General features: G+C 70.5%; 25 protein-coding genes. 18 read left to right on the top strand and 7 right to left on the bottom strand.

Annotated elements, in window-relative coordinates; translation table 11 throughout:
* The first annotated feature begins 23 nt into the window (after positions 1-23).
* The 4 genes from AB0F91_RS01220 to AB0F91_RS01205 are packed head-to-tail and all read left to right on the top strand — an operon-like array spanning position 24 to position 3,310.
* A complete protein-coding gene (locus tag AB0F91_RS01220) occupies positions 24-767 on the top strand; it encodes an enoyl-CoA hydratase/isomerase family protein (protein WP_360593701.1) in 744 nt (247 codons plus the stop codon).
* On the top strand, positions 764-2,296 hold the full coding sequence (locus tag AB0F91_RS01215; protein WP_360593699.1) for an ATP-dependent acyl-CoA ligase: 1,533 nt from the start codon (positions 764-766) through the stop codon (positions 2,294-2,296). The genes AB0F91_RS01220 and AB0F91_RS01215 overlap by 4 nt, the downstream gene beginning before the upstream one ends.
* Positions 2,293-2,940 (top strand): TetR/AcrR family transcriptional regulator, encoded by a 648-nt coding sequence (locus tag AB0F91_RS01210; protein ID WP_360595098.1) that lies wholly within the window; start codon positions 2,293-2,295, stop codon positions 2,938-2,940. Before AB0F91_RS01215 ends, AB0F91_RS01210 begins: the two co-directional genes overlap by 4 nt.
* A 46-nt stretch (positions 2,941-2,986) precedes the next feature.
* Positions 2,987-3,310 (top strand): hypothetical protein, encoded by a 324-nt coding sequence (locus AB0F91_RS01205; protein ID WP_285972176.1) that lies wholly within the window; start codon positions 2,987-2,989, stop codon positions 3,308-3,310.
* 102 nt (positions 3,311-3,412) lie between these two features.
* On the opposite strand, the gene AB0F91_RS01200 is transcribed toward AB0F91_RS01205, so the two are convergent.
* Positions 3,413-4,582 carry an acyl-CoA dehydrogenase family protein gene (locus AB0F91_RS01200; RefSeq protein WP_360593697.1) on the bottom strand — a complete coding sequence of 390 codons (1,170 nt, stop codon included), beginning with the start codon at positions 4,580-4,582 and terminating at the stop codon, positions 3,413-3,415.
* 145 nt (positions 4,583-4,727) lie between these two features.
* On the opposite strand from AB0F91_RS01200, the gene AB0F91_RS01195 reads away from it, so the two are divergent.
* Entirely contained in the window at positions 4,728-5,417 is a 690-nt protein-coding gene (locus AB0F91_RS01195) for a 4'-phosphopantetheinyl transferase superfamily protein (RefSeq protein WP_360593696.1), read from the top strand.
* 99 nt (positions 5,418-5,516) lie between these two features.
* Here the strand turns inward: AB0F91_RS01195 and AB0F91_RS01190 are convergent, their stop codons facing one another.
* Positions 5,517-6,671: an isochorismate synthase gene (locus tag AB0F91_RS01190; protein ID WP_360593694.1), complete on the bottom strand. Its 1,155-nt coding sequence runs from the start codon at positions 6,669-6,671 to the stop codon at positions 5,517-5,519.
* A gap of 103 nt (positions 6,672-6,774) precedes the next feature.
* Complete coding sequence (mihF, locus tag AB0F91_RS01185) at positions 6,775-7,086, bottom strand: integration host factor, actinobacterial type (RefSeq protein WP_204093133.1); 312 nt, start codon at positions 7,084-7,086, stop codon at positions 6,775-6,777.
* Positions 7,087-7,548: 462 nt separating this feature from the next.
* Between mihF and AB0F91_RS01180 the strand changes: the two genes are divergently transcribed.
* The 4 genes from AB0F91_RS01180 to AB0F91_RS01165 all read left to right on the top strand — a co-directional run bounded on the left by AB0F91_RS01180 (position 7,549) and on the right by AB0F91_RS01165 (position 12,310).
* A complete protein-coding gene (locus AB0F91_RS01180) occupies positions 7,549-9,177 on the top strand; it encodes a long-chain fatty acid--CoA ligase (RefSeq protein WP_360593693.1) in 1,629 nt (542 codons plus the stop codon).
* A gap of 90 nt (positions 9,178-9,267) precedes the next feature.
* A complete protein-coding gene (locus AB0F91_RS01175; RefSeq protein ID WP_360593692.1) occupies positions 9,268-10,572 on the top strand; it encodes an extracellular solute-binding protein in 1,305 nt (434 codons plus the stop codon).
* A complete protein-coding gene (locus tag AB0F91_RS01170) occupies positions 10,569-11,483 on the top strand; it encodes a sugar ABC transporter permease (RefSeq protein ID WP_360593691.1) in 915 nt (304 codons plus the stop codon). The genes AB0F91_RS01175 and AB0F91_RS01170 overlap by 4 nt, the downstream gene beginning before the upstream one ends.
* Positions 11,480-12,310 (top strand): carbohydrate ABC transporter permease, encoded by an 831-nt coding sequence (locus tag AB0F91_RS01165; RefSeq protein ID WP_360593690.1) that lies wholly within the window; start codon positions 11,480-11,482, stop codon positions 12,308-12,310. The genes AB0F91_RS01170 and AB0F91_RS01165 overlap by 4 nt, the downstream gene beginning before the upstream one ends.
* Here AB0F91_RS01165 and AB0F91_RS01160 read toward each other — a convergent pair.
* Positions 12,285-12,788: a hypothetical protein gene (locus AB0F91_RS01160; RefSeq protein WP_360593688.1), complete on the bottom strand. Its 504-nt coding sequence runs from the start codon at positions 12,786-12,788 to the stop codon at positions 12,285-12,287. The genes AB0F91_RS01165 and AB0F91_RS01160 overlap by 26 nt on opposite strands.
* Before the next feature lie 235 nt (positions 12,789-13,023).
* On the opposite strand from AB0F91_RS01160, the gene AB0F91_RS01155 reads away from it, so the two are divergent.
* Together AB0F91_RS01155 and AB0F91_RS01150 are read left to right on the top strand one after the other, a co-directional pair.
* Complete coding sequence (locus AB0F91_RS01155; protein WP_360593686.1) at positions 13,024-13,503, top strand: DUF4190 domain-containing protein; 480 nt, start codon at positions 13,024-13,026, stop codon at positions 13,501-13,503.
* Between the two features lie 189 nt (positions 13,504-13,692).
* On the top strand, positions 13,693-14,085 hold the full coding sequence (locus AB0F91_RS01150; RefSeq protein WP_360593685.1) for a PaaI family thioesterase: 393 nt from the start codon (positions 13,693-13,695) through the stop codon (positions 14,083-14,085).
* Between the two features lie 86 nt (positions 14,086-14,171).
* Here the strand turns inward: AB0F91_RS01150 and AB0F91_RS01145 are convergent, their stop codons facing one another.
* Positions 14,172-14,429 carry a hypothetical protein gene (locus tag AB0F91_RS01145; RefSeq protein ID WP_360593684.1) on the bottom strand — a complete coding sequence of 86 codons (258 nt, stop codon included), beginning with the start codon at positions 14,427-14,429 and terminating at the stop codon, positions 14,172-14,174.
* Between the two features lie 122 nt (positions 14,430-14,551).
* Between AB0F91_RS01145 and AB0F91_RS01140 the strand changes: the two genes are divergently transcribed.
* The 3 genes from AB0F91_RS01140 to AB0F91_RS01130 all read left to right on the top strand — a co-directional run bounded on the left by AB0F91_RS01140 (position 14,552) and on the right by AB0F91_RS01130 (position 17,648).
* Positions 14,552-15,814, top strand: a complete 1,263-nt coding sequence (locus AB0F91_RS01140) for a peptidase C39 family protein (protein WP_360593682.1) — start codon at positions 14,552-14,554, stop codon at positions 15,812-15,814.
* A 112-nt stretch (positions 15,815-15,926) separates the two neighbouring features.
* Complete coding sequence (locus AB0F91_RS01135; protein WP_360593680.1) at positions 15,927-17,024, top strand: S-(hydroxymethyl)mycothiol dehydrogenase; 1,098 nt, start codon at positions 15,927-15,929, stop codon at positions 17,022-17,024.
* Between the two features lie 48 nt (positions 17,025-17,072).
* Positions 17,073-17,648 carry a gamma-glutamylcyclotransferase gene (locus AB0F91_RS01130; protein ID WP_360595097.1) on the top strand — a complete coding sequence of 192 codons (576 nt, stop codon included), beginning with the start codon at positions 17,073-17,075 and terminating at the stop codon, positions 17,646-17,648.
* Here the strand turns inward: AB0F91_RS01130 and AB0F91_RS01125 are convergent.
* Entirely contained in the window at positions 17,641-18,345 is a 705-nt protein-coding gene (locus AB0F91_RS01125; protein ID WP_360593679.1) for a class I SAM-dependent methyltransferase, read from the bottom strand. The two genes, AB0F91_RS01130 and AB0F91_RS01125, sit on opposite strands and share 8 nt — an antisense overlap.
* 28 nt (positions 18,346-18,373) lie before the next feature.
* Complete coding sequence (locus AB0F91_RS01120) at positions 18,374-19,783, bottom strand: FAD-binding oxidoreductase (RefSeq protein WP_360595096.1); 1,410 nt, start codon at positions 19,781-19,783, stop codon at positions 18,374-18,376.
* A gap of 217 nt (positions 19,784-20,000) precedes the next feature.
* Between AB0F91_RS01120 and AB0F91_RS01115 the strand changes: the two genes are divergently transcribed.
* From AB0F91_RS01115 to AB0F91_RS01100, 4 genes are all read left to right on the top strand, one after another.
* Positions 20,001-20,645 carry a TetR/AcrR family transcriptional regulator gene (locus AB0F91_RS01115; RefSeq protein ID WP_360593677.1) on the top strand — a complete coding sequence of 215 codons (645 nt, stop codon included), beginning with the start codon at positions 20,001-20,003 and terminating at the stop codon, positions 20,643-20,645.
* Positions 20,646-20,679: 34 nt separating this feature from the next.
* The gene (locus tag AB0F91_RS01110) at positions 20,680-22,215 is read left to right on the top strand and encodes a glycerol-3-phosphate dehydrogenase/oxidase (RefSeq protein WP_360593675.1); all 1,536 of its coding nucleotides are present in this window, start codon (positions 20,680-20,682) and stop codon (positions 22,213-22,215) included.
* Positions 22,216-22,302: 87 nt separating this feature from the next.
* Positions 22,303-23,214: an ATP-binding cassette domain-containing protein gene (locus AB0F91_RS01105; protein ID WP_360593674.1), complete on the top strand. Its 912-nt coding sequence runs from the start codon at positions 22,303-22,305 to the stop codon at positions 23,212-23,214.
* On the top strand, positions 23,211-24,404 hold the full coding sequence (locus AB0F91_RS01100) for an ABC transporter permease (protein WP_360593672.1): 1,194 nt from the start codon (positions 23,211-23,213) through the stop codon (positions 24,402-24,404). The genes AB0F91_RS01105 and AB0F91_RS01100 overlap by 4 nt, the downstream gene beginning before the upstream one ends.
* Positions 24,405-24,468: the final 64 nt, after the last annotated feature.

Here is a 24,468-nt window from a genome sequence, read left to right as displayed (position 1 = left end):
GATCGAACGTCTAGGCTCGCGCCATGAGCACCGTGGACCTCGCCGTCGAGGGCGGCATCGCGCACATCCGGCTGAACCGCCCCGAGCGGCTGAACGCCGTGGCGCGCGTGCTGGTGGACGACTTCCTCACCGCCCTGGACGGCGTCGCGCACAGCACCGCCCGCGTGGTTGTGCTGTCCGGCAACGGGCGAGCCTTCTGCGCCGGCCACGACCTCAAGGAGCCGATACCGGAAGGCGACTCACGCGCCCGGCTGGACCGGCTGCAGGACGTGACCCGCAGACTGCGCGCGCTCCCGCAGCCGGTGATCGCCGCCGTGCACGGCTACGCCCTCGGCGCCGGCGCGGAGTTCGCGCTCGGCTGCGACCTGGTACTGGCCGCCGACGACGCCGTGTTCGGCTTCCCCGAGGTCTCGCTCGGGCTGAGCGTGACGGGCGCGGCCTCGCGCCTGCTGCCGCTGCTCGTCGGGCCGATGAAGGCCAAGGAGCTGCTGCTGCTCGGCGAGCGTTTCGACGGCCTGCGCGCCCACGACCTGGGGCTGGTCAACGCCGCCGTGCCCGCCGCCGAGCTCATGACACTGACGCTGGGCTGGGCCGAGAAGATCGCGCACCACCCCGCCGAGGCCGCCACCATGGCCAAGCGGGCACTCGACTCCGGCATTGACCACGCGCTGGAATCGGCCCTGGAGCTGGAGGTCAGCCACGCGCTGATCACCGAGCACTCGGCCGCGGTGCGCGAGTCCACCGAGGCGTTCCGGAGCCGTGCGTGAAGACCGTGCAGCAGGCCGACACGCTGGTCGCGCTGGTGGACCGCGCCGCACGGCTGTGGCCGGGGCGCACCGCCTGGGTCTTCGACGCGACGGACGAGCGGTTCACCTTCGCCGACGTCGACGAGCGCAGCGGCCGGTTCGCCGCCTCGTTGCACGAGCTGGGCGTGCGGCCCGGCGACCGCGTGGCCGTGATGCTGCGCAACCAGCCGGAGTTCCCGCTGCTGTGGCTCGCGCTGGCGAAGCTCGGCGCGGTGCTGGTGCCGGTGAACACGAACTACCGCGAGTTCGACGGCGCCCACGTGCTGCGCCACTCCGGCGCGCGGTTCGCCGTGGGGGCCGACGAGTTCGTGGAGCTGTTGGAGAAGATCGCGCCGGACACCGCCGTGGAGCGGGTGCTGACGCCGGCGGACCTGCGGGCTTCGGACGCGAAGCCGGCCGCGGACGTCGCCGCCGAGCAGCCCGTGAACGTCCAGTACACCTCCGGCACCACCGGCGCCCCCAAGGGCTGCGTGCTGCCGCACCGGTACTGGACCACGCTCGCCGTCAGCCTCGCCACGGACTTCCCCGCCGTGGGCGAAGAAGACGTCCTCCTGACCGCGCAGCCCTTCCACTACATCGATCCACAGTGGAACGTCGCGTTGGGACTCGCGGGCGGCGCGACACTGGTGGTGCTCGACCGCTTCCACCCGTCCACGTTCTGGGCCAAGGTGCGCGAGCACGGTGTCACGTGGTTCTACTGCCTCGGCCTGATGCCGACGCTGCTGCTGCGCCAGCCGCCGCACGCGGACGACCGCAACCACCGCGTGCGTGCGATCTGCGCGTCGGCCATCCCGCGAGAGCTGCACGCCGAGCTGGAACAGCGGTGGGGCGCGCCGTGGTACGAGGCGTTCGGCATGACGGAGACCGGTGGCGACATCCGCGTGCCGGAGGCGGACCACGACGTCGCCGTGGGCACCGGCTGCATCGGCCGGCCCAGCCGCGACCGCGAGGTGATGATCGCCGACGAGCACGGGAAGCCCCTGCCGCGCGGCGAAACCGGCGAGCTGCTCATCCGCGGCATCGGCCTGATGCACGGCTACCACGACGACCCGGGAGCCACCGCGCGCGCGTTCGCCGGTGGCTGGTTCCACACGGGCGACCTGGCGAGCATGGACGCCGAGGGCCGCGTGTTCTTCGCGGGCCGCACCAAGGACATGATCCGGCGCAGCGGCGAGAACGTCTCGGCCGAGGAGGTGGAACGCGCGCTGCTGCTGCACCCCGCCGTGCGCCTGGCGGCCGTGCTCGCGGTGCCCGACGAGCTGCGGGGCGAAGAGGTGAAGGCCTACGTCGTCTGCGAAGGCGAGGTGACGCCCGACGAACTCGCCGAGTTCTGCGCCGAGAAGCTGGCGTACTTCAAGGTGCCGCGCTTCTGGACGTTCGCCGACGAGCTGCCGCTCACGCCGTCCGAACGCGTCGCGAAGGGCGAGCTGCGGAAGGTGGCCGACCTACGCGCCGGAGCATGGGACCGGACCACGGGGACGTGGCTGTGAGCAGCGGGATGCGCGTGCGCGCGGCGGCCGTGAAACTGTTCGCCGCCAAGGGTTTCCACGGCACCGGGATCCGCGACCTCGCGAGCGAGGCCGCGCTGTCGTCGGCGAGCCTGTACCACTACATGGGCACCAAGGAGGACCTGCTCGTCGAGATCATGACCACCGCCTTGCGGCGGCTGCTCGACGCGGCGGGCAAGGCCACCGCCGGCGCGGCCGATCCGGTGGCGCGCCTGCGTTCGCTCGTCGCGCTGCACGTGCTCGCCCACGCCGCGCGGCCCGCCGAAACCCGCGTGGTGGACAACGAAGTCGACGCGCTTTCGGATGCCGCGCGTACGCGAGTCGTCGCTCTGCGGGACGAATACGAGGGTCTGTGGGCGCGGGCGATCTCCGACGGCGTGGCGGAGGGCGTGTTCCATACCGCACACCCGGCTGTGACGCGCCTGGCGCTGCTGGAGATGTGCAGCGGAGTGGCGCGCTGGTACTCGCCTCTGGGACCGTTGCCGCTCGAAGCGCTGGCCACGCACTACGCGGAGCTGGCACTGGGCGCCCTCGGCCACCCCGTCACAGTGGCTGTTCCCGATCTTCGACAGTGCCTGGAAGTGGTCGCCCAGGTGTGGGACATGCCTGTTCAGCCGGGGTTTTAGGGACCTACGCCTTGCTGATTGGGCGAACGTGGGGGACGCTCGAAGGGTGACTGAGCAAACGATCCACCTGGAATTGGACGACTCGGGTCTCGCACCTAGCCTGCCCGCTCCAGCAAATCCCCGCGACCAGGTGCAGGATGTGCCGTACCGCCCGGTCGAGTTCCGCGACGACGATCTGCCGACCGCACTGGAGCGCTGTGCCGTGTGGCTGCGTCAAGCTCAGGAGTGGCTCGGTGAACCGCTCGACGTGCTGGCGATTCACCTCGACTACGACGACCGCCAGGGTTCTCCGTACTACGACGTGAAGGTGCTCTGCAACGAAGAGGACCTGGCCGGCGTCCCCATCGCCCTCCGCAACAGCAGCAAGTGATTCACTGAGAACACCGTTCACCCTCTGAAGGCCTCGTGGTCGGACCGCGTGTCCCGCCACGAGGCCTTCACGGCTTTCTCACACACCCGTCTCCCACCCGCTTCAGCCGAGCGCGCCGCCGACCTTCACGTGGCCCTTGAGGAGGTTGCGCGCGATGGTGCGGCGCTGGATCTCGTCGGTGCCCTCGTAGATGCGCAGCAGCCGCAGCTCGCGGTACCAGCGCTCCACCGGCAGTTCGCGCGTGTAGCCCATGCCACCGTGGATCTGCAGCACGCGGTCCACGATCTCGTTGGCCTTCTGGCCGCCGTAGAGCTTCGCCATCGACTGCGCGTGGCGCGAGTCCATCTTCTGGTCCACCTGCCACGCGGCGTGCAGCACGAGCCAGCGCAATGCCTCGAGCTCCACGCCGGAGTCGGCGATCATCCATTGGATCGCCTGGCGTTCGGCGATCTTCTGCCCGAACGTCTCGCGCGTGTTGGCGTGCTCGATGGCCATCGAGATCAGCCGCTCACACGAACCGATCGCCCGGGCGGGCAGCAGGTAACGACCCTGGCCGATCCACTGCATCGCGAGCTCGAAGCCGCGGCCCTCCTCGCCGAGGATCTGCGAGGAGGGCACGCGCACGTCCTGGAACACCAGCGCCGCCGGGCCCCACTCGCCCATGGTGTCGATGTACTCCGACTTCCAGCCCATCTCGCGGTCCACGAGGAAGCAGGTGACGCCGCCGTTGGCACCCTTCTCCGGGTCGGTAATGGCGAAGACCATCACGAAATCGGCCTCGTTGCCGCCGGTGATGAAGGTCTTCTCACCGTTGATGACCCAGTCGGAGCCGTCCTTGCGCGCGGTGGTGCGGATGGCCTTCGCGTCGGAGCCGGCGCCCGGTTCGGTGATGGCGAAGCACGACTTGCGCTCGCCGGAGATCGTCGGCAGCAGGTAGGTCTGCTTCTGCTCCTCGTTGGCGTGGAACAGGATGTTGTCCGCGGCGCCGCCGAAGCGGAACGGCACGAAGGTGCGGCCGAGCTCGGCCTCCAGCAGGGCGGCCATCACGGCCGACAGGCCCATGCCGCCGTACTCCTCGGGCGTCAGCACGCCCCAGAACCCGGATTCCTTGGCCTTGAGCTGGAGTTCCTTCAGCTCTTCGGCCGTTACCCCCGGCTGACCGGCGCGCTCGCGGCGGAGCACCTCCTGCTCACGCGGCACGAGCTCGCGCTGCACGAACGTGCGCACCCAATCGCGCACTTCGCGTTCTTCGGTGCTCAGGGTGAAATCCATCAAGTCGTCCCTTCCAAGCCGTTCGGCTAAGCGCTTGCTTAGCCGAGGGTACCGCGTCGTCCCGGGGTCCCCCAGTACCTGGCCGGTTACCGTGACAACGCGCCCCGGCGCCGGGAAGATCGAGGGTGGACGAGGAGGGTGCCAGGTGACGCAGATCGTGGTCCGGTGGTCGGAGCCGCTGGCAGCGGAGGACCGCTTCCTGCGGCTGCTCGACGAGCTCGAGCGCGGCCGCTTCGAGGCTTACCGGCTGGAGCTGGACAAGCGCCGTTTCCTGACCGGCCGCGTGCTGGCGAAGACGCTCACGGCGTCGCGCCTGGGCGTGCCGGTGGAGTCCGTGGTCTTCGACGCCACCTGCGAGGACTGCGGCAAGCCCCACGGCCGCCCCCGCGTGCCCGGCTCGGACCTGACGCTGTCCATTTCGCACTCGGGCCAGCTCATCGGCGTGGCGGCCACGGACGGCGTGCCCGTCGGGCTGGACGTCGAGACCTCTTCGCGCCGGGCCGACAAGTCGCTCATCGAGTACGCGTTGAGCCCGGCCGAGCAGCAGGCCGTGGCGGCATTGCCCGAGGCTTCGCGGTCCGCCGCCTTCTTCGTCTACTGGACCCGCAAGGAAGCCGTCATGAAGGCCACCGGCAAGGGGCTGAAGATCCCGCTGCAGAGCATCACGTTCTCGCCCTACGACGCTCCGGCCGAGCTCGTGTCCTCCGGCGACCCGGCGCTGGACCCGGCCCGCACCCGCCTGGCCGACCTCAAGGCGGCCGAGGGCCACCGCGCGGCGGTCGCCGCCCTCACCACGGAGGCGCTGGAGGTCACCGAGGAGCACTGGCTCCCCTGAGTCTCGCCGGTCAGCCCAGCCCCAATGCGGCGTTCGGTGCACCCAACGCGCCCAATGCGGCGTTCGGTGCGTTGGACAGGGCCTGGGTGGCGGGGTGAGTCAGTCCAGCCCCATCGCGCCCAGCAGCGTCCGGAACTTCGCGATCGTCTCGTCGAACTCCGCCTGCGGATCCGACGCCGGCACGATCCCACCACCCGCGTACAGCCGCATCGACGTGTCCGCCACTTCCGCGCAGCGGATCGCCACGGCCCACTCGCCGTCGCCCACCGCGTCGACCCAGCCGACGCTGCCCGCGTAGTAGCCGCGGTCGAAGGGCTCGAGCTCCTGGACCAGGTCGCGCGCGGTGGCGGTCGGCGTGCCGCAGATGGCGGGGGTCGGGTGCAGGGCCGCGGCGAGGTCGAGGGCGGTGACGGCGCGGTCGACGAGCTCGCCGGTGATGGCCGTGCGTAGGTGCCAGATGGCGGGCGTCGACGAGAGCTCCGGGGCCGACGGCACGTCGAGCTTGCGGCAGAACGGCCGCAGCGCCTCCACGACGTAGTCGATCACCACGGCGTGCTCTTCCTGGTCCTTCGCGGACGCCAGAAGGGCCTCGCCGTTGGCGCGGTCCGCGACGGGATCCGCCGAGCGCGGCATGGACCCGGCGTGCGGGGTCGTGAACACGGAGTCGCCGGCGCGGGAGAGCAGCAGCTCGGGCGTGGCGCCCACGAGCGTGCGCCCGCCGGGCAGCTCGGCGGCGTAGGTGAAGTGGCGCGGGTTGCCGCGCGCAAGGTTGCGCACGATCTTCTCGACCGGCACCGGCGAAGCGAACTCGAGCTCCAGCGCCCGGGCGAGCACGGCTTTGCGCAGGCCACGGTCGCGCAAGGCCGCCACGGCGGCCCGCACGTTGGCCTTGTGGCCCTCCTCGGACGGCACCTCACGGGTGACGCTCGGGGCGGGCAGGTCTTCGGGAGCGGCGACAGGGCCGCCTTCGCTCTCCGCCTGCGCCCGGTGGACCGTGCGCGGCAGGACGAGATGACCCGGCGTGGTCGTGTCCGGGCCGGTGTCGAAGGGCAGCACCCCGACCGCGAGTGGCACACCCGAGCCGGTCAGCTCTTCGGCCACGGTCCGAGCCAGCCGCCGTGGATCGGTGTCGGTCACGGCGGCGACCGAACCCTGGGCGAGGAGCGCTCGCCGGGCCGTCGCGAACAGGAAGTCGCCGCGCTGGTAGCGGACGGTTGTCTCGACCGGGGTCGCCGGTGCGGTACTGGTCGTCACCGCTCCAGCGTCCCAGGATCCGGGAGCTCCGCGGGGAAAGTGTTGCCAGAAGAACACCTTCGGCGCACTCGGCGCGCACCTTCCCCGCGGTCGTCCCGGAGTGCTACTTCAGCGCGTCGATCAGAGCCTCGCGCTGGCGCTCGCCGAGGCCCGCGGCCCGGCGGTCGGGGTCGATCCCCGCCTGCTCGAGCAGCGCGGCGACCTTGACCGCGCCCAGGCCGGGGACGGCCTTGAGCAACTGGGTGACCTTCGTCTTCCCGATGGTCTTGTTCTCCTTGGCCTGCTTGAGCACCTTCTCGATGCTCGTGGTGCCGGACTTGATCGACGCGAGCAGCTCCGAACGCGCCTTACGAGCCTCTGCCGCCTTGGCGAGGGCCTCGGCGCGCTGCTCCGGAGTCAACGTGGGCAGAGCCAACGTAGTGTCCTTTCCTCTCAGGTCTCCGCTTGCGCGGCCGACGGCTTTTTTCCGATGCTTGCAAGCGCAAGCGCTGGCCAGCCGTCTCTTACCACGGCCCCAGTAAACGCCACACCTTCGAAGAGCGCGCAACCGACACGCACTTATCACCCTCCGGCCACCCGGTGGACAAGTCACAAGGGACCCCTCGCAGCCTGCGGAAACGTCGGATGTTCCTCGTTTTCGACGCCATTACCTCACCCGAATGAGGCTCTATTTCAACATGGTTACGACACCATTTTTTGTTGCCCTGCAAGGAAAATTCCAGTATTCAGTTGATCATGGACGCAGGAGGCCGCCACCCGATACGGGGATGGCCGTGACCGAACGGTTGCCCGAGTTGACCATGCCCCGGCACCCTGTCCGCCGTTAGAGTCGGCGGCACCCCAGTTCACCGGCGAACGAGCACCACGGGAGTCACCCATGTTGAGCACGATGCAGGACGGGCAGCTTTCGCTGGCGAAGTTGCTGCGCCACGGCACGAAGGTCCACGCGCGGAGCGAAGTCATCACCTGGACCGGTTCCGAAGCCCGCCGGGAGACCTACGCCGAGCTCGGGCAGCACGCCGCCCGCCTGGCCAACGCCCTGCGCACCCTCGGCGTGACGAGCGACCAGCGCGTCGGCACGTTCATGTGGAACAACGCGGAGCACCTGGCCGCCTACCTCGCGGTGCCGGCCATGGGCGCGGTGCTGCACACCCTGAACATCCGCCTGTTCCCCGAGCAGCTCACCTTCGTCGCGAATCACGCCGAGGACCACGTGGTGATCGTCGACGGCACGCTGGTGCCGCTGCTGGCCAAGCAGCTGCCGCACTTCACCACGGTCAAGCACGTGATCGTGGCCAACGGCGACGCCTCGACGCTGGAGGCGCCCGAGGGCATCACCGTGCACGCCTACGACGAGCTGCTCGCCACCCAGCCGAGCGAGTTCGACTGGCCCGAGATCGACGAGCGGTCGGCCGCCGCGATGTGCTACACGTCCGGCACGACGGGCGACCCGAAGGGCGTCGTCTACTCGCACCGCTCGATCTGGCTGCACTCGATGCAGGTCTGCATGACCGACAGCATGCGGCTGGCCCAGGAGGACACCGCGCTGGCGATCGTGCCGATGTTCCACGCGATGTCGTGGGGCCTGCCGTACGCCGCGATGATGGTCGGCGCATCGCTGCTCATGCCCGACCGCTTCCTGCAGCCGGCCCCGATCTCGGCGATGCTGGCGGCCGAGAAGCCGACCTTCGCAGCGGCCGTGCCCACGATCTGGCAGGGCCTGCTCGCCCACCTCGACGCGAACCCGCAGGACATCTCCCACGTGCGTGAGGTCGTGGTCGGCGGTTCGGCCGCGCCGCCTTCGCTGATGCACGCGTTCGAAGAGCGCTACGACGTGCCGATCCTGCACGCGTGGGGCATGACCGAGACGTCGCCGCTGGGCAGCGTCGCGCGTCCGCCGGGCAGCGCGACCGGCGAGGAGCGCTGGGCCTACCGCTACACGCAGGGCCGGTTCCCGGCTTCGGTGGCCGCGCGCCTGATCGGCGACAACGGCGAGGAACTGCCGTGGGACAACGAGGCCGTGGGCGAGCTCGAGGTGCAGGGCCCGTGGATCGCCGGCGCCTACTACGGCGGCGACGCCATCGACCCGGACAAATTCCACGACGGCTGGCTGCGCACGGGCGACGTCGGCAAGATCAGCCCGGACGGCTACCTCACGCTCACCGACCGCGCCAAGGACGTGATCAAGTCCGGCGGCGAGTGGATCTCGTCGGTCGACCTGGAGAACCAGGTCATGGGGCACCCCGCCGTCGCCGAGGCGGCCGTGGTCGGCATCCCCGACGAGAAGTGGGACGAGCGCCCGCTGGTGGCCGTCGTGGTGAAGGAAGGCCAGAAGGTGACGGCGGAGGAGCTGCGCGACTACCTGGCCGACAAGGTCGCGAAGTGGCAGCTGCCGGAGAACTGGACCTTCGTGGACGAAGTGCCCAAGACCAGTGTCGGCAAGTTCGACAAGAAGCGGATCCGCGCGTCCTACTCAGAGGGAACGCTCGACGTCTCACAGCTCTAACGGGTAATTCTCCGGCGAGTCGCAGATCCTCCGACGCCTGTCTTGAGGGAGTCTGACGCTCTCAAGACAGGCGTCGGAGGAAGTACGGGGATGCAGTCACGCAGCAGGAGGTCGTTCCTGACCCTCGCGGGAACGGCGGCAGTGGGCGCGGTCGCGGCCGCGTGCGGTTCGAACACCGGGCGCCCGGGCGACCCGCCGCCGTCCACGGCGATGTCGGCCGGACCGCCGCCCTCACAAGCGCCCGCGAAGGTCACGCTGCAGCAGTGGTACCACGCGTACGGCGAAGACGGCGTTCAGGACGCCGTGCGCGGCTACGCGGCGTCGTACCCGGGCGCGACCGTGAAGGTGCAGTGGAACCCGGGTGACTACGACTCGAAGATCGTGACCGCACTGCAGAACAGCACCGTGCCCGACGTGTTCGAGGCGCAGGTGAAGATCGACTGGGTGCGCCAGAACCAGGTCGTGGCGCTCGACGACCTCATCGGCCCGGTGAAGAACGACTTCAGCCCCGCCGTGCTGGCCGCGCAGACGGTGGAGGGCAAGGTCTACGGGATCCCGCAGGCCACCGACACGCAGGTGCTCTTCTACCGCCCGAGCCTGCTGCAGGCCGCGGGCGTGCAGCCGCCGCAGACCGTGGACGAGCTGGTGGACGCCGCCGGCAAGCTCTCCCGCGACGGGGTGAAGGGCCTGTTCGCGGGCAACGACGGTGGCGTCGGCACACTGACCGGCCCGCTGCTGTGGTCGGCCGGGCTCGACTACCTCAAGCCCGGCGGCCGGGAGGTCGGCTTCGACGACCCGCGCGCGGCCACCGCGTTGAGCAAGCTGCGCACGCTGAACGCCAACAGCTCCCTGCTGCTCGGCGCGCCCACCGACTGGTCCGACCCGGGCGCGTTCATCGACGGGCTGTGCGCGATGCAGTGGACCGGGCTGTGGAACATGCCGAAGATCCGCGACGCGTTCAACGACGACTTCGCCGTGCTCCCCTTCCCCAAGCTGGACAACAGCGGCGCGCCGTCCGTGCCGGTGGGCGCGTACGGCGCGATGGTCAACGCGAAGAGCAAGCACGTGGCCGAGGCCAAGGCGTTCGTGAAGTGGCTGTGGATCGACCAGACGGCCGACCAGCTGGAGTTCGCCACGCGCTTCGGCTTCCACGTGCCGGCGCGCCAGAGCCTCATCGACAAGGCCGACACGCTGCGCTCGGGCCCGGCCGCCGACGTCGCGCGGTTCGTGAAGGAGAACAGCCATCTCGTCGGCGGTCCCGTGTGGACCCAGCAGGCGAACACCGCGCTGTCCGACGCCGTCGCGAAGATCGCCAAGGAAGGCGCCGATCCGGTGGCGCAGACCAAGGCGGCGGTGACGGTCGCGCAGTCCGAGCTGAAGCGCCTGTTCGGATGAGGGTGTCCCGGAAGGCCCGGGACACCCTGGCGTTCTGGGGGTTCGTCGGCCCGTTCCTGATCGGGCTGGCCGTGTTCGCGTACCTGCCGATCGGCTGGAGTGTGTACCTGTCGTTCTTCGACGCGCGCAACACGGTCACACCGAGCGTGTTCGTGGGACTGGACAACTACGCGCACATGCTCACCGACGGCCCGTTCCTCGCGAGCCTCGGCACGTTCAGCGTGTTCGCGCTCGCGATCGTGCCGCTCACGTTCGTGCTGTCGCTGGCGCTCGCGCTCGGCGTGCACCAGCTGAGGTTCGCGCGCGCGTTCTTCCGCTCGGTGTTCTTCCTGCCGTTCGCTTGCTCGTACGTGGTGGCTTCGCTGGTCTGGAAGACGTCGCTGTTCTCGGGCGTGCGCTACGGCCTGGCCAACACCGTGCTGGACCTGTTCGGCGCCGACCCCGTGGCGTGGACGGGCACGGTCGACCCACCGCTGTACTGGATCGTGCTGGTGACCGCGCGGTTGTGGCTGCAGCTCGGGTTCTACATGATCCTGTTCCTCGCGGCGCTGCAACGGATTCCGGGCCAGCTCTACGAAGCCGCGTGGCTCGACGGGGCGAAGCCGGGCTGGCAGGTGTTCCGCCACATCACGCTGCCGCAGCTGCGCGCGACGTCCGTGGCCGTGCTGTTGCTGAACCTGATCAACGCGTACCAGGCGTTCGACGAGTTCTACAACATCATGGGCGACTCCCGGGGTTATCCGCCGTTCGCGCGGCCGCCGCTGGTGTACCTCTACTACACGTCGCTGGGTTCGGGCGGCCAGGACCTGGGCCGCGGCAGCGCGGGCGCGGTGCTGCTGGCGTTGCTCATCGCGCTCGTGACGTTGATGCAGGGCAGGCTGTTCCGCTTCGACCGCGGTGCCCTCTCGTGAACCGCGCTGCCGGGAAGGCCGCGCTGCGCTGGACGGCGCTGATCGTCGCCGCGGTGCTGTTCTTGCTGCCGTTCTACCTGCTGCTGCGCAACGGGCTCGCCTCGCGCGCGGAGATCACGGCTCCTGACTGGACACTGTGGCCTCGGCAGGTGCACTGGGAGAACTTCGCGCGGTTGTTCTCCTCCGACGACGTGCCGTTCGCGCGCAGCCTGCTGAACTCCGCGGTCGTGGCGACGCTGCAGACGCTGGGGCTGCTGGTGATCTGCTCGCTCGCCGGCTACGGGTTCGCACGGATCCCTTACCGCCACTCGAGGACCGTGTTCTACGCGGTGCTCGCGACACTGATGATCCCGACCTCGGTCACGTTCGTGCCGAGCTTCGTCGTGGTGTCCTCACTGGGCTGGCTCTCGGACCTGCGCGGCCTGGTGATCCCGGGCTTGTTCAGCGCGTTCAGCGTGTTCCTGTTCCGCCAGTACTTCCTGGACTTCCCGCGTGAGCTGGAGGAAGCCGGCCGCGTCGACGGGCTCACGCGCTGGGGTGTGTTCCGGCGGATCGTGGTGCCCAACTCGCGCGGCTTCTTCGCCGCCATGGCCGTGATCTCGGTGATCGGCAGCTGGAACGCGTTCCTGTGGCCCCTGATCATCGCGCAGTCGCCGGACTCGTGGACGGTGCAGGTGGCGCTGTCCGGCCTGTTGACCTCGCAGAACCCACAGCTGAACCTGCTCTTCCTCGCCGCGGCGGTCTCGATCCTGCCGATCGTGCTGCTGTTCGCGTTCCTGCAGCGTTACCTCGTGCGCGGGGTTACGGAGTCGGGGCTGAAGGGCTGAGCCGCGGCGGGTCCCAGCGGCCCACACTCGTCGACGCCCTCGCCGTGACGGCCGAGGGCAAGCCTCTTCCAGGGCCAGGCACGCCCTGCCCGAGGTTCGACGGGGTGGGCGGCATCACCAGGAGCACGAGCGGCGTGGCGTCGAGCAGCCGGCCGACGACCGGGTGCCAGCCGGCCGGCAGTTCGCGGACTTCCGCGACACCGGCGCAGCGTGCTGGACACCCCGTCGGCGGCCACGACCAGGTCGGCTTGCAGCGTGGTGCCGTTCTCGCGCCACACGGTGCCGGTCTCAGGGGTTGCCGAGACGGCGAGCCGACGTCGAGCACACCGTCCGGGAGCGCGTTGAGCAGCAGTTCGCGCAGGTCACGGCGGCTCACGCCGGTCATCGCGAACCCGACCTCGCGTTCGAGCTTGTGACCGTCGAGGCGCTGCGGCCAGCGGCCGTCCCGCGTGCCGCCGCTGTACTGCGTGAGGCTCACGGCCGTCATCGCGTCGCGTCGCCGAGCCCCAGCTCGGTGAGCACCCGCATGCCGTTGGTGCGAGCGAGATCCCCGCTCCGTCGTCGCTCCAGCGGGCCGCGCTGTCGAGCACCGTGACGCGCCACCCGATCCGGTGCAACCCGATCGCGGTGGTCAATCCGCCGATTCCGCCCCCGACGACCGAGGCATCCCCCATAAGCTCTTCGTACCCGACGTCCGGAACCTGGAGCACTCGATGACCGATCCGTACCAGCACCAGCCCCGCCAAGTGGACCAGTTCTACGGGGCCGACGGTTATCCGACGCCCCAGCAGCCCCCGCAGCAGTCCTCGGCGCCGCTGCCCGTGCCGTACTCCGCGCCGTATTCGGGGCCTTACCAGACGCCGTACTCGGGACCGCAGCCCATGCCGTACGGGCCGTTCCCGGGCTACGTGCCGCTGCGGACGAGCGGCATGGCGATCGCGGGGATGATCATCGGGATCCTCGCGCTGATCACGTTCTGGGTGCCGTTCTGGGATGTCGTGGCGGCGTTCACGGCGATCGGGCTGTCGTGGGCGGGCATGGTGCAGGCGCAGAAGCCCGGCTACACGGGCCAGGGCATGGGCATCGCCGGGCTCGTCTGCGGGATCATCGCCGCGATCCCGGCCGTGATCTTCCTGGTGCTGTTCTTCGTGGCGATCGCGGCGACGAGTACGTCGTGCGCGTTCTATTGCTGAACCTCGCTTCCGAACCGACCTTCGTCGGGTAGCCGGACCCCAGTGCCTGTGACAGATTCAGCCACACTGTCATGCATAATGTGAGTGAGATTCATATTTTGCTCACCGGACTGCTGCCCACCAACCCGCTCAGTTGATTACCTCGCGGGTAATCGACGCTGCGCACCCGACTGCGGTTGACTGCGTCGCATGACCGACACCGCCGAGCTGTTCGAGACCATGCCGTTCGCTCAGCGCCTGGGCATCGAGGCGCTTTCGCACGCGCCCGAGCTCGTGCGCAGCCGTCTCGCGTGGGACGCCTCGCTGTGCACCCTGGGCGGCGTCCTGCACGGCGGCGTCCTCATGTCCCTGGCCGACGCCACGGGTGCGGTGTGCGCGTTCCTCAACCTGCCGTCGGGCGCCACGGGCACCACGACCTTGGAGTCGAAGACCAACTTCCTGCGCGGCGTCCGTTCGGGGCACGCGGTCGCGTCGTCCCGGCCGCTGCACGCGGGCCGCCGCGTGGTCGTCGTGGAGACCGAAATCCACGACGACGAGGGGAAGCTGGTCGCGAAGGTGACCCAGACGCAGGCGGTGCTCTAGGTGTCCCAGGGGAGCCGGACGGCTTCGATCTCGGCGTCGTCGAGCAGCGCTTCGATCAGGTCCGGCGAACCGTCGATCTTGGTGCCCTACAGGTCGTAGTCGGTGCACCGGCACCACGAGCGGTCGTCGGCCCGGAGGTTGGGCGGGCTGTAGCCGGTCTCGGGATCCTCGTAGAGGGTCGCGGCGTCGCCGAGCCGTCCGATCTGCACTCGGACGTTCCCGTGGTCCTCGAACCCGCGTGTCGCCGGGCCGAAGTAGGCCAGGCAGGCAGTGTCGGGAGTGCCGTGTTCAGCGAGGAGGCCGATCAGCGGCGGGGTCCACAGCTCGGTGAACGGTTTCAGCACGCCCTCATCGTCCCCAGCGACCGCCACCGATTCGCAGCCTTGCTCTGGTCGGCCCTTTACGAACCCGCTCCGACAGGCGAAAATCTCTCGCTATCACTGGGGTCTCGGGGACGGAGCACGGTATGCGGATACGGAGCTTGATCACGCTATTGTCGATCGCCATGGTGACAGCAGGAGCGACGCAGGTCGCCGACGCGGCGCCGGCGCACCCGGCGAACGACGAGGCGATCAACTACCACGAGTGGTCCGGCGGGGCGTTCCACGCGGGCCACCTCGACGGGCTGGCGCTGGGCCGCGACGGGCTGCGCATCACGCGGCCCGCGGGCACCGTCGAGCACACCGAGCCGGGGCTGGGCACGACGAAGACGTACGAGTACGGCTCGTGGACGTCGCCGCTGTTCCGGCAGGGGTTCGACGCGACGCAGCTCATCGCGTCGTGGAACGCGCTGACTCCGGCGAAGACTTGGCTGGAGGTCGAGGCGAAGGGCCGCACGTCGGCGGGCGTGGAGACGACCTGGTACGTCATGGGCCGCTGGGCCAGCGGCGACGCCGACATCCAGCGCACCAGCGTCGACGGCCAGAGCGACGACAACGCGTCGGTGGACGTCGACACGCTGGCCACCAAGACCGGCGTGACGCTGCGTTCGTACCAGCTGCGCGTGAGCCTCTACCGCGAGGCGGGCACGCGGGTGACGCCCACGGTGTCCACGCTCGGCGCCATGACCTCGAACGTCCCGGACCGCTTCGACGTGCCGGCGACCAAGCCGGGCCGCGCGCGGGGCATCGAGCTGAAGGTGCCGGCGTATGCCCAGAACATCCACAAAGGACAGTTCCCGCAGTACGGCGGCGGCGGTGAGGCCTGGTGCAGCCCGACGTCCACCGAGATGGTGGCCGAGTACTGGGGCAAGAAGCCGACCGCGCAGCAGATGAGCTGGATCCCGTCGGACTACCTCGACCCGTCCGTCGTCTACGCCGCGCGCAACACCTACGACTACGCTTACGACGGCACCGGCAACTGGCCGTTCAACACCGCGTACGCCGCCTCCCTCGGCCTGCGCGGCCACATCACGCGCCTGCACGACCTCAACGAGCTCGAGGATTACATCGCCCGCGGCATCCCGGTCATCACCTCGCAGTCCTTCCTCTCCGACGAGCTCGACGGCGCCGGCTACGGCACGTCCGGCCACATCATGGTCGTCGTCGGCTTCACCCAGGCCGGCGACGTGATCGTCAACGACCCGGCCTCCAGCACCGACGCCCGCGTCCGAAATGTGTACAAGCGCGACCAGTTCGAGAAGATCTGGCAGCGCACGAAGCGCTACACGGCCGCCGGCAACGTGGCCGGCGGGCCGGGAGGCGTGGTGTACATCGTGACACCGGCCTGAGCGAGCTCCGGTTTTTCCAGGAGTGGAAACCGACGCATCGTGGTATGGCCACGTGTGCATGTTCCGTGATTAGCTGCCCCGGCAAAGCAAAGGTGCCGGAAAGGGTGAGCGCATGCCGTACGAAGTCCAGGGGGTCGTGTCCCGCGCGAAGGGCGAGCCGGTGGCGCTCGAGACCGTGGTGGTGCCGGACCCGGGTCCGGGCGAGGCGGTCGTGTCGGTGCAGGCCTGCGGGGTCTGCCACACCGACCTGCACTACCGCGAGGGTGGGATCAACGACGACTTCCCGTTCCTGCTCGGCCACGAGGCCGCAGGTCGGGTCGACAAGGTCGGCGCCGGGGTCACGGACATCGCGCCGGGCGACTACGTGATCCTCAACTGGCGCGCCGTCTGCGGCACGTGCCGGGCGTGCAAGCGGGGCAAGCCGTGGTACTGCTTCTCCACGTTCAACGCCGAGCAGCCGATGACGCTCACCGACGGCACGAAGCTGTCGCCCGCACTGGGCATCGGGGCGTTCCTCGAGAAGACACTGGTCCACAGTGGACAGTGCACGAAGGTGGACGAGCGGGCGGAACCCGCGGTGGCGGGCCTGCTCGGCTGCGGCGTGATGGCGGGCCTCGGCGCCGCGATCAACACCGGCGCCGTGACGCGCGGTGACTCCGTGGCCGTGATCGGCTGCGGCGGTGTGGGCGACGCGGCCATCGCCGGCGCCAACCTCGCCGGCGCGACCACGATCATCGCGATCGACACCGACGACCGGAAGCTCGAGTGGGCCAAGGGCTTCGGCGCCACGCACACCGTGAACAGCAAGGGCCTCAGCCAGGACGCGGTGGTGGCGGCCATGCAGGACGCCACGCACTCGTTCGGCCCCGACGTGGTCATCGACGCCGTCGGCCGGCCCGAGACCTGGAAGCAGGCCTTCTACGGCCGCGACCTCGCGGGCACCGTCGTACTGGTCGGCGTGCCGACGCCGGACATGCGGCTCAACGACCTGCCCCTCATCGACTTCTTCGGCCGCGGCGGCTCGCTGAAGTCGTCCTGGTACGGCGACTGCCTGCCCTCGCGCGACTTCCCCATGCTCGTCGACCTCTACCTGCAGGGCCGGCTGCCGCTGGACAAGTTCGTGACCGAGCGCATCGGCGTCGGCGACGTCGAGCAGGCGTTCGAGCGCATGCACCACGGTGACGTACTGCGCAGCGTCGTCGAATTCTGAGTGCGGCTTTTCACCGACGCCGACTACCCGGCCGTCCCCTACCCCGGGGTGCGGCCGGGTACGTCGTTCGTCCACCTCGACGGCGCCGGCCACTCCCTGGACACCGCCCCACCCGGCTGGCGCGACCGGCTGCCCGTGCTGGCGTACGGGTCCAACGCGTGCCCGTCGAAGATCACCTGGTTGCGTGACGAGCTCGGCCTGACCGGTCCCGTCGTAGCCGCCCGCGTGCGCTGCACCGGCCTGGCCGCGGTGTGGGCCTCGGGCCTGCGCAAGGTCGACGACCAGCGCCCCGCCACCCTCACGGCGCTGCCCGGCGCCGAGCACCACTTCCTGTGGTTCGTCACGCCGGAGCAGCGCGAGGTCCTCGACGTCTGCGAAGGCCGCGGCACCCGCTACCACCTCGCCCACCTGCACGACCACTCCGTCGAGCTGGACGGCTCCCCGGTCGGGAACGTCCACGCCTACGTCGGCGCCTCCGCCGTCCGCTACCCGCTCCTCGTCGACGGCCGCCCGGTCCGCGTCACCGACGTCCCCCAGGCCGAAGCCGCACTCCTCCTCGGCGAGCCGGCGGGTGAGCACGGCCTGAAGTGCACGGTCGTGGAGCCGGAGCGGGTCTTCAGCTGAGGCGCGGGTCAGGAATCGCCCGGATGGCGAGGAACCCGGTCGGTTCGCGGGAAAGCCGCGCGTACCGCTCGGGATCGACGTCGGCCGCGGCGACCTGCGGCTGAGGCTCGACCAGCCGCTCGATGAGAAACCCCGCCTCCCGCAGCTCGGCGCATGTGTCCCGCAGCGGGGAGAGCCAGAAGCGCACGTGCCAGCCGTTTTCCCACGTCTCCTCCACCACGCGCGGCTCGAAGTAGTCGCCGCCGTGGCGAAGCCAGTCGCCCGTCGGGTGCATTCGCGAGAGCACCAGCGCGCCACCGGGCCGCAGCACGCGGTGCAGCTCACGCAACACCTGGACCCGGTCGTCCACATACTCGAAAACGAGTGCCAGCAACACCAGATCCACCGACGCCTCGGCGAGCCAGCCGAGCGGCGCGCCAAGGTCGTGCACGCGGAACACCGCGCCCGGCACTCGCGCCCGGCTCAGTTCCACCATGCGCGGGCTCAGGTCGAATCCGGTCACGCGCGCGCCTCGCGCCACCAGCTCTTCCGCGTACAGCCCGGGGCCACAGGCGGCGTCGAGCACGTCGCGGCCGATGACGTCACCGAGCAGCCCCAGGCAGGTGGGGCGGTCGATGTGCGCGTTATAGAACCCGTCGTGGGCGTGGTCGAGGAACTCGTCGGCGAACTGTTCGTACTGGGGGAACGATCCGATCATGCCGGCCAGTCTTCCGGCCGCGCCCGGTTCAGCCGAGCAGTTTTCCGGGGTTGAGGATCCCCGTCGGGTCGACCGTAGACTTCGCGGCGCGCAACACGGACAACCCCAGCGAGCCGATCTCCGGCTCCAAGTACGGCGCGTGGTCGATGCCGACCGCGTGGTGGTGGGTGATCGTGCCGAGGCCGACGATCGCCTCCGAAGCGGCGTGCTTGGCGCGCTGCCACTGGCCGACGGGGTCGGCGTCGTCACGGGAGGTGAGCACCGTGAAGTACAGCGAAGCGCCCGTCTCGTAGACATGCGAAACGTGGCACATCACGATCGCGCAGCCGAGCGAAGCCACCAGCGCCGCCCGCACGGCGTCGTGCAGGTCATCCAGCCGAGACCAGTACGCGGCGGTCTCCAGCGTCTCGACGCACACCCCCAGGTCCATCAACGCGTCGCGCTGGCGCGGACCCGAGAACCGGCCGTGCCGCCACGACTCGCCGAGTGCGGCGCCGATCCGCAGGGCGCCGGCGCGACGGAGGAACCGCGCCGTGCGGTGGCGGCGGGCCCGCACGTCGCTTTCCCAGCCGACGATCAGCAGGCAGGGATGCTTCACGCCCCGCGCGGCCAGGTACGTCCGCAGCGCGGAGGTCTTCAGGCCGGCGTTCAAGGCGAACGACACCGCCGTCTCGTCCACATCGGACAGTCGTGTGACGTCGGCCGTCGCGTGGTTCTGCGCGAGCGCGCGCACGGCCTCGGCGCCGGCGGTCCAGCCGTCGATCACCCAGCCCTCGTAGCGGCGCTCGGCGGGCACCGGCCGCACCCGCAGCGCGACCTCGGTGATCACACCCAGCGAGCCCTCACTCCCCACCGCGAGCTGGCGCAGGTCCGGCCCCGCCGCCGACGCGGGCGCGACACCCAGCCGCCACTCGCCCTGCGGCGTCGCCACGCGGACGCCGGCCACCATGTCCTCGAAGCGGCCGTAACCCGCCGACGCCTGCCCGGCCGAGCGCGTGGCCGCGAACCCGCCGATGGTCGCCCGCTCGAACGACTGCGGCACGTGGCCGAGCGTGAACCCGTGCTCACCGAGCAGCCGCTCGGCCTCGGGCCCGCGCACGCCGGCCTGCAGCACGGCGAGGTGCGACTGCTCGTCCACCGACACCAGCGCGTCGAGCCGCACCAGGTCGAGCGCGATCACGGCGGCCTTGCCGCCGCGCAGCGCCGCGACGCCGCCGACCACCGACGTGCCCCCGCCGAACGGGACGACCCCCACGTCGTGCCGCACGCAGACCTCGAGCACGGCCTGCACCTGCTCCGGTGAAGCGGGCAGCACCACCGCGTCGGGCGCCGGCACCGAGTCGCCGAGCCGGCGGTGTAGCAGGTCCAGATAGGACAGACCACCGGCGCGCGCAAGCCGCTCGTCGGCGTCGACCAGCACGTTCTCCACGCCGACCACGGCCGAAAGGTCCTCGCGAGCTTGGCCGGGAAGGGCAGAACCGGTCAAGTTCGGGACGGAATCCGGCCTTCGCCCTCGATCAGCACCCACCGGGCCGATACGCTGGCCGAGCCACCGGACCGCCCGATCGGGCAGCAAGGTGGCGCCAGCGCCGTCGCCGGTCCACGAGTGCCGGATGCGGTGGTTTATGAGATCGCTCACGACTACAGTGTGACATATGGACGTCAAACGTCACTCCCCGCCGGGAGAGACTCCCTCGGCCCTCGCGGGGGCCCGCAGCCGCCAGACCTCAGCGCGCGTTGCCGACGACGTGCTGCTCGACGCCGCGCGCGAGTGCGTGCTCGCGGTCGGTGTCCGGCGCACCACGCTCGCCGAGATCGCCCGCACCGCGCGCGTGAGCCGCATGACCGTGTACCGCCGGTTCCCCGACGTGCGCAGTGTGCTCGCCGCGCTGATGACGCGCGAGTTCAGTGGCCTGCTCAAACACGCCAGTCACGTGGGCGACGAAGCGACCAACACCCGCGAGCGCCTCGTGCTCATCGCGGCGGCCGGCGTCAGCGCGCTGGCGGCCGACCCGCTGTTCCGCACGCTGCTCGACGTCGACCCGGAGCTCGTGCTGCCCTACATCGTGGAGCGGCTCGGGGCCACGCAGATCTTCGCCGAACAGGTACTGCGCCAACTGCTCGAGGCCGGGCACCGCGACGGTTCCGTGCGCCAGGCCGAGGTCACCGCGCAGGCGCGCTCGATCCTGCTGGTCGTGCAGTCGTTCGCCTTCTCGCTGCGGCCCGCCACCGCGGACCTCGACGAGCAGGTGCTGCTCGAAGAGTTCCGGTACCTAGTCGACGCAGCGTTGAAACCATGAGCACCGCCGACGTACTCCTTCCCGCGGAGGCGGCATGAGCACTGGTTCGCTGAACGCACGCCGGCGCGAACGTGAGCTGGACCGGCTCACGAACGGTGAGCGGGTGGACGTCGTGGTGGTCGGCGGCGGTGTCACCGGCGCGGGCATCGCGCTCGACGCGGCGGCCCGCGGGCTGTCGGTCGCGCTGGTCGAGGCCCACGACCTGGCGTTCGGCACGTCCCGCTGGTCGAGCAAGCTCGTGCACGGCGGCCTGCGCTACCTCGCGAAGGGCGAGTTCGCGCTCGCGCACGAGAGCGCTGTCGAGCGCGGGATCCTGATGACGCGCACAGCGCCGCACCTCACGCGCGCCATGCCGCAGCTGTTCCCCTTGTACCCCAGCACTTCCCGCGCGCAGCAGGCCGTGATCGCCACCGGCCTGCGCGCGGGTGACGCGCTGCGCCGAGCCGCGCGCACGCCGTCGTCGGTGCTGCCGCGGCCGCGGCAGATCCCGGTGGCCGAGGCCGTGGCGTTGGCTCCGGGTCTCACGCCCGCCGGTCTGCGCGGCGCGTTGCTCGCCTACGACGGCGCCCTGGTCGACGACGCGCGCCTGGTCGTGAACCTCGCCCGCACGGCCGCGATGCTGGGCGCCCGGATCCTCACGCACCTGGAAGCCGTGTCGCTGTCGGGCACCGGCGTGCGCGTGCGCGAAGGATCGGCGGAGTACGACCTCCACGCGCGCCAGGTCGTCAACGCGACCGGCGTCTGGGCGGGCACCCTCACCGACGCCGTGCGGCTGCGGCCGTCGCGCGGCTCGCACCTGGTCCTCGCGCCGGGCGCCGCCGCGGTGGGCGCGACGTCGGTGAACGTCGCCGTGCCGGGGGAAAGCAACCGGTTCGTCTTCCTGCTGCCGCAGGTCGACGGCCGCGTCTACTTGGGACTCACCGATGAGCCCATCGAGGGGGAGATCCCGTCGGTGCCCGAGGTGCCGGAGTCCGATGTGGACTTCCTGCTCTCCGTGGCGTCGTCGGTGCTCGCCCGGCCCCTGACCCGCGCCGACGTGATCGGGTCCTACGCCGGCCTTCGTCCTCTGGTGGCCGGCTCCGCGGGCAGCAGCGCGGACCTCTCGCGCAAGCACGCGGTGGTCACCGGCACCGACGGCGTGCTCACCGTGGTCGGCGGCAAGCTCACCACCTACCGCCGGATGGCCGAGGACGCCGTCGACGCGGCGCTGGTGCACTCGGGCCTGCACGCCGGCCCGTCGCGCACCGCGCGCCTGCCGTTGCTGGGCGCCGCCCCGCGTGCCCGGCTGTCCCTTGTGGATGCTCCGGCTCTCCTGGTCGCCAAGTACGGCACGGAAGCTCCCCGTGTCGCCGCCCTCGGCGAGGTCGACCGGACGTTCGCCACGCCACTGTTCGACGGCACGCAGATCACCGCGGCCGAGGTCGTGTGGGCCGTCCGCCACGAAGGCGCTCTGGATGTCGAAGACGTGCTCGAACGCCGCACCCGCCTGTCGCTGGTCCCCGCCGAAGCCGAAGCCGCGCGCGCCCGCGTGGCGGAGCTGGTCGAGAAGGCCCTGGCCGGACTGTCCTGAACACCGGGAGAGGACCCGCGCCGTTCGCTAGAGTTGGCGGCGCGGGGCTCACCACCGTCCACACAGGCGTTCGGAGAGGGGGCGGTTTTGCCCGGAGGAGCACTCGAGATCGATGCGATCTCCAAGCGCTACGGGCGCAAGCTCGCCCTCGACGGCGTGACGTTCGACGTGCGGCCGGGTGAGCTGTTCGGCTTCGTCGGCAGCAACGGCGCCGGCAAGACCACCACCATGCGCATCGCGCTCGGCGTGCTCGCGGCCGACTCCGGCGAGGTCCGCTTCGCGGGCGAGCCGGTGACCCACGAAACCCGCACGCGCATCGGGTACATGCCCGAGGAGCGCGGTTTGTACCCGAAGATGAAGGTGCTCGAGCAGCTCGTTTTTCTCGCGGAGCTCCACGGCCTGAGCACCAACGACGCCCACCGCGCCACGGAGCTGTGGCTCGCGCGGCTCGGGCTGGGGGAACGCCGCACGGACGAGGTGCAGAAGCTGAGCCTCGGCAACCAGCAGCGCGTGCAGCTCGCGGCCGCGCTCGTGCACGAACCCGACGTGCTGGTGCTCGACGAGCCGTTCTCCGGCCTCGATCCGATCGCCGTTGACGTGATGAGCGCGGTGCTGCGAGAGAAGGCGTCGACCGGCGTGCCCGTCGTGTTCTCCAGCCACCAGCTCGACCTGGTCGAGCGCCTGTGTGACCGCGTCGGCATCATCCGCGACGGGCGCATGGTCGCCGTCGGCACGGTGGAGGACCTGACGCGCGGCGCGGGCAGCCGGCTCGTGGTGACGGCGCCGGCCGCGCGGCCCGGCTGGGCGTCGACCGTGCCCGGCGCTCGCGTTGTCGAGTCTTCCGGCGCCACGACGGTGCTGGAGCTCGCCTCGAGCGCCGACGACCAGGCCGTGCTCGCCGCCGCGCTGGCCACCGGGCCGGTCACGGAGTTCAGCCGGCAGCGCCGATCGCTGGGTGAGCTGTTCCGCGACGCCGTCGCCCAGGGAGAGTCGGCGTGAGCCGCATCAGCGCCGCGCGGGCCGTCCGGCTCGTCGCGGAGCGCGAGGTGAACACGCGGCTGCGCACGCGGGCGTTCGTGGTCAGCACGGTGGTGTTGGTGCTGCTGCTTGTCGGATACGTGGCGCTGCAGGCTTTCCTCATCGGATCCGCGACCACGTCGAAGGTCGCGCTGACCGGTCAGGCGCAGGGCATCGCGCAGCAGCTGCAGCTCGCCGGGAAGGCGGGCGGGGAGACGATCGACGTGGTCACCGTCGCGTCCGAACAGGACGGGCTCGCCCAGGTCCGCAGCGGTGACGTCGACGCGCTCGTCTCCGGCAGCGCCTCGCGGCTGCGGGTCACCGTCAAGTCCACTGTGGACCCGACGCTGCAGCACTCGCTCGACGAGATCGTGCAGCAGCAAGTGCTCGACGCGCAGCTCTCCGCCGCGCACCTCGACCCGGTCGCCGTGCACCAGGCCGTGTCCGCGGCCCACGTCGACGTGCTGCCGCTGGAGAAACGCGATCCGCGGGCCGGGCAGAAGCTCGTGGTCGGCGTGGTCGTGGCGGTGTTGCTGTACCTGAGCATCATCACGTACGGGATGCTCGTGGCGCAGGGCGTCGTCGAGGAGAAGTCGAGCCGGGTCGTGGAAATCCTGCTGTCGGCCGTGCGGCCGTGGCACCTGTTGCTGGGCAAGGTGATCGGGCTGGGGCTGGTCGGGCTGGCGCAGCTCGGGATCCTCGCCGTGGTCGGGCTCGCCGCGGCGCTGGGCACCGGCGTGCTGGGGTCGATCTCGGGCATCGCGGTGGGCGCTGTGGTGTGGGGGGTCGTCTGGTACCTGCTCGGTTTCCTGCTCTACGCCATGATCTACGGCGCGGCGGGCTCGCTCGTCTCGCGCCAGGAGGACACGCAGTCGGTGGTGGCGCCGGTGAACATCGCGCTGGTCATCGGGTTCGTCGCGGGCATCAACCTCCTCACGCAGTCGCCCGACGGCGCGGCGACGAAGGTCCTCTCACTCATCCCGCTGCTGTCGCCGGTGCTGATGCCGGCGCGGATTGCGACGGGTTCGGCCGAGCTGTGGGAGATCGTGCTGTCGGTGGTGTTGACGGCGGCGCTGATCGCGCTCGTGACGTGGGTGGGCGCGCGGATCTACCGCAACGGTGTGCTGCGCGTGGGCAGCCGGGTCAAGCTGTTCGAGGCCCTGCGCGGCTGACCCTGCGCGGCTGACCCTTAAGTAGCCGAGCCCGGGTTTCTCCCCGATGGCAGGTCGTTCGCAA

This window comes from Amycolatopsis sp. NPDC023774, assembly GCF_040639695.1.
Taxonomy (GTDB): Bacteria; Actinomycetota; Actinomycetes; order Mycobacteriales; family Pseudonocardiaceae; genus Amycolatopsis.
This window is presented reverse-complemented; position numbering and strand designations above follow the sequence as displayed.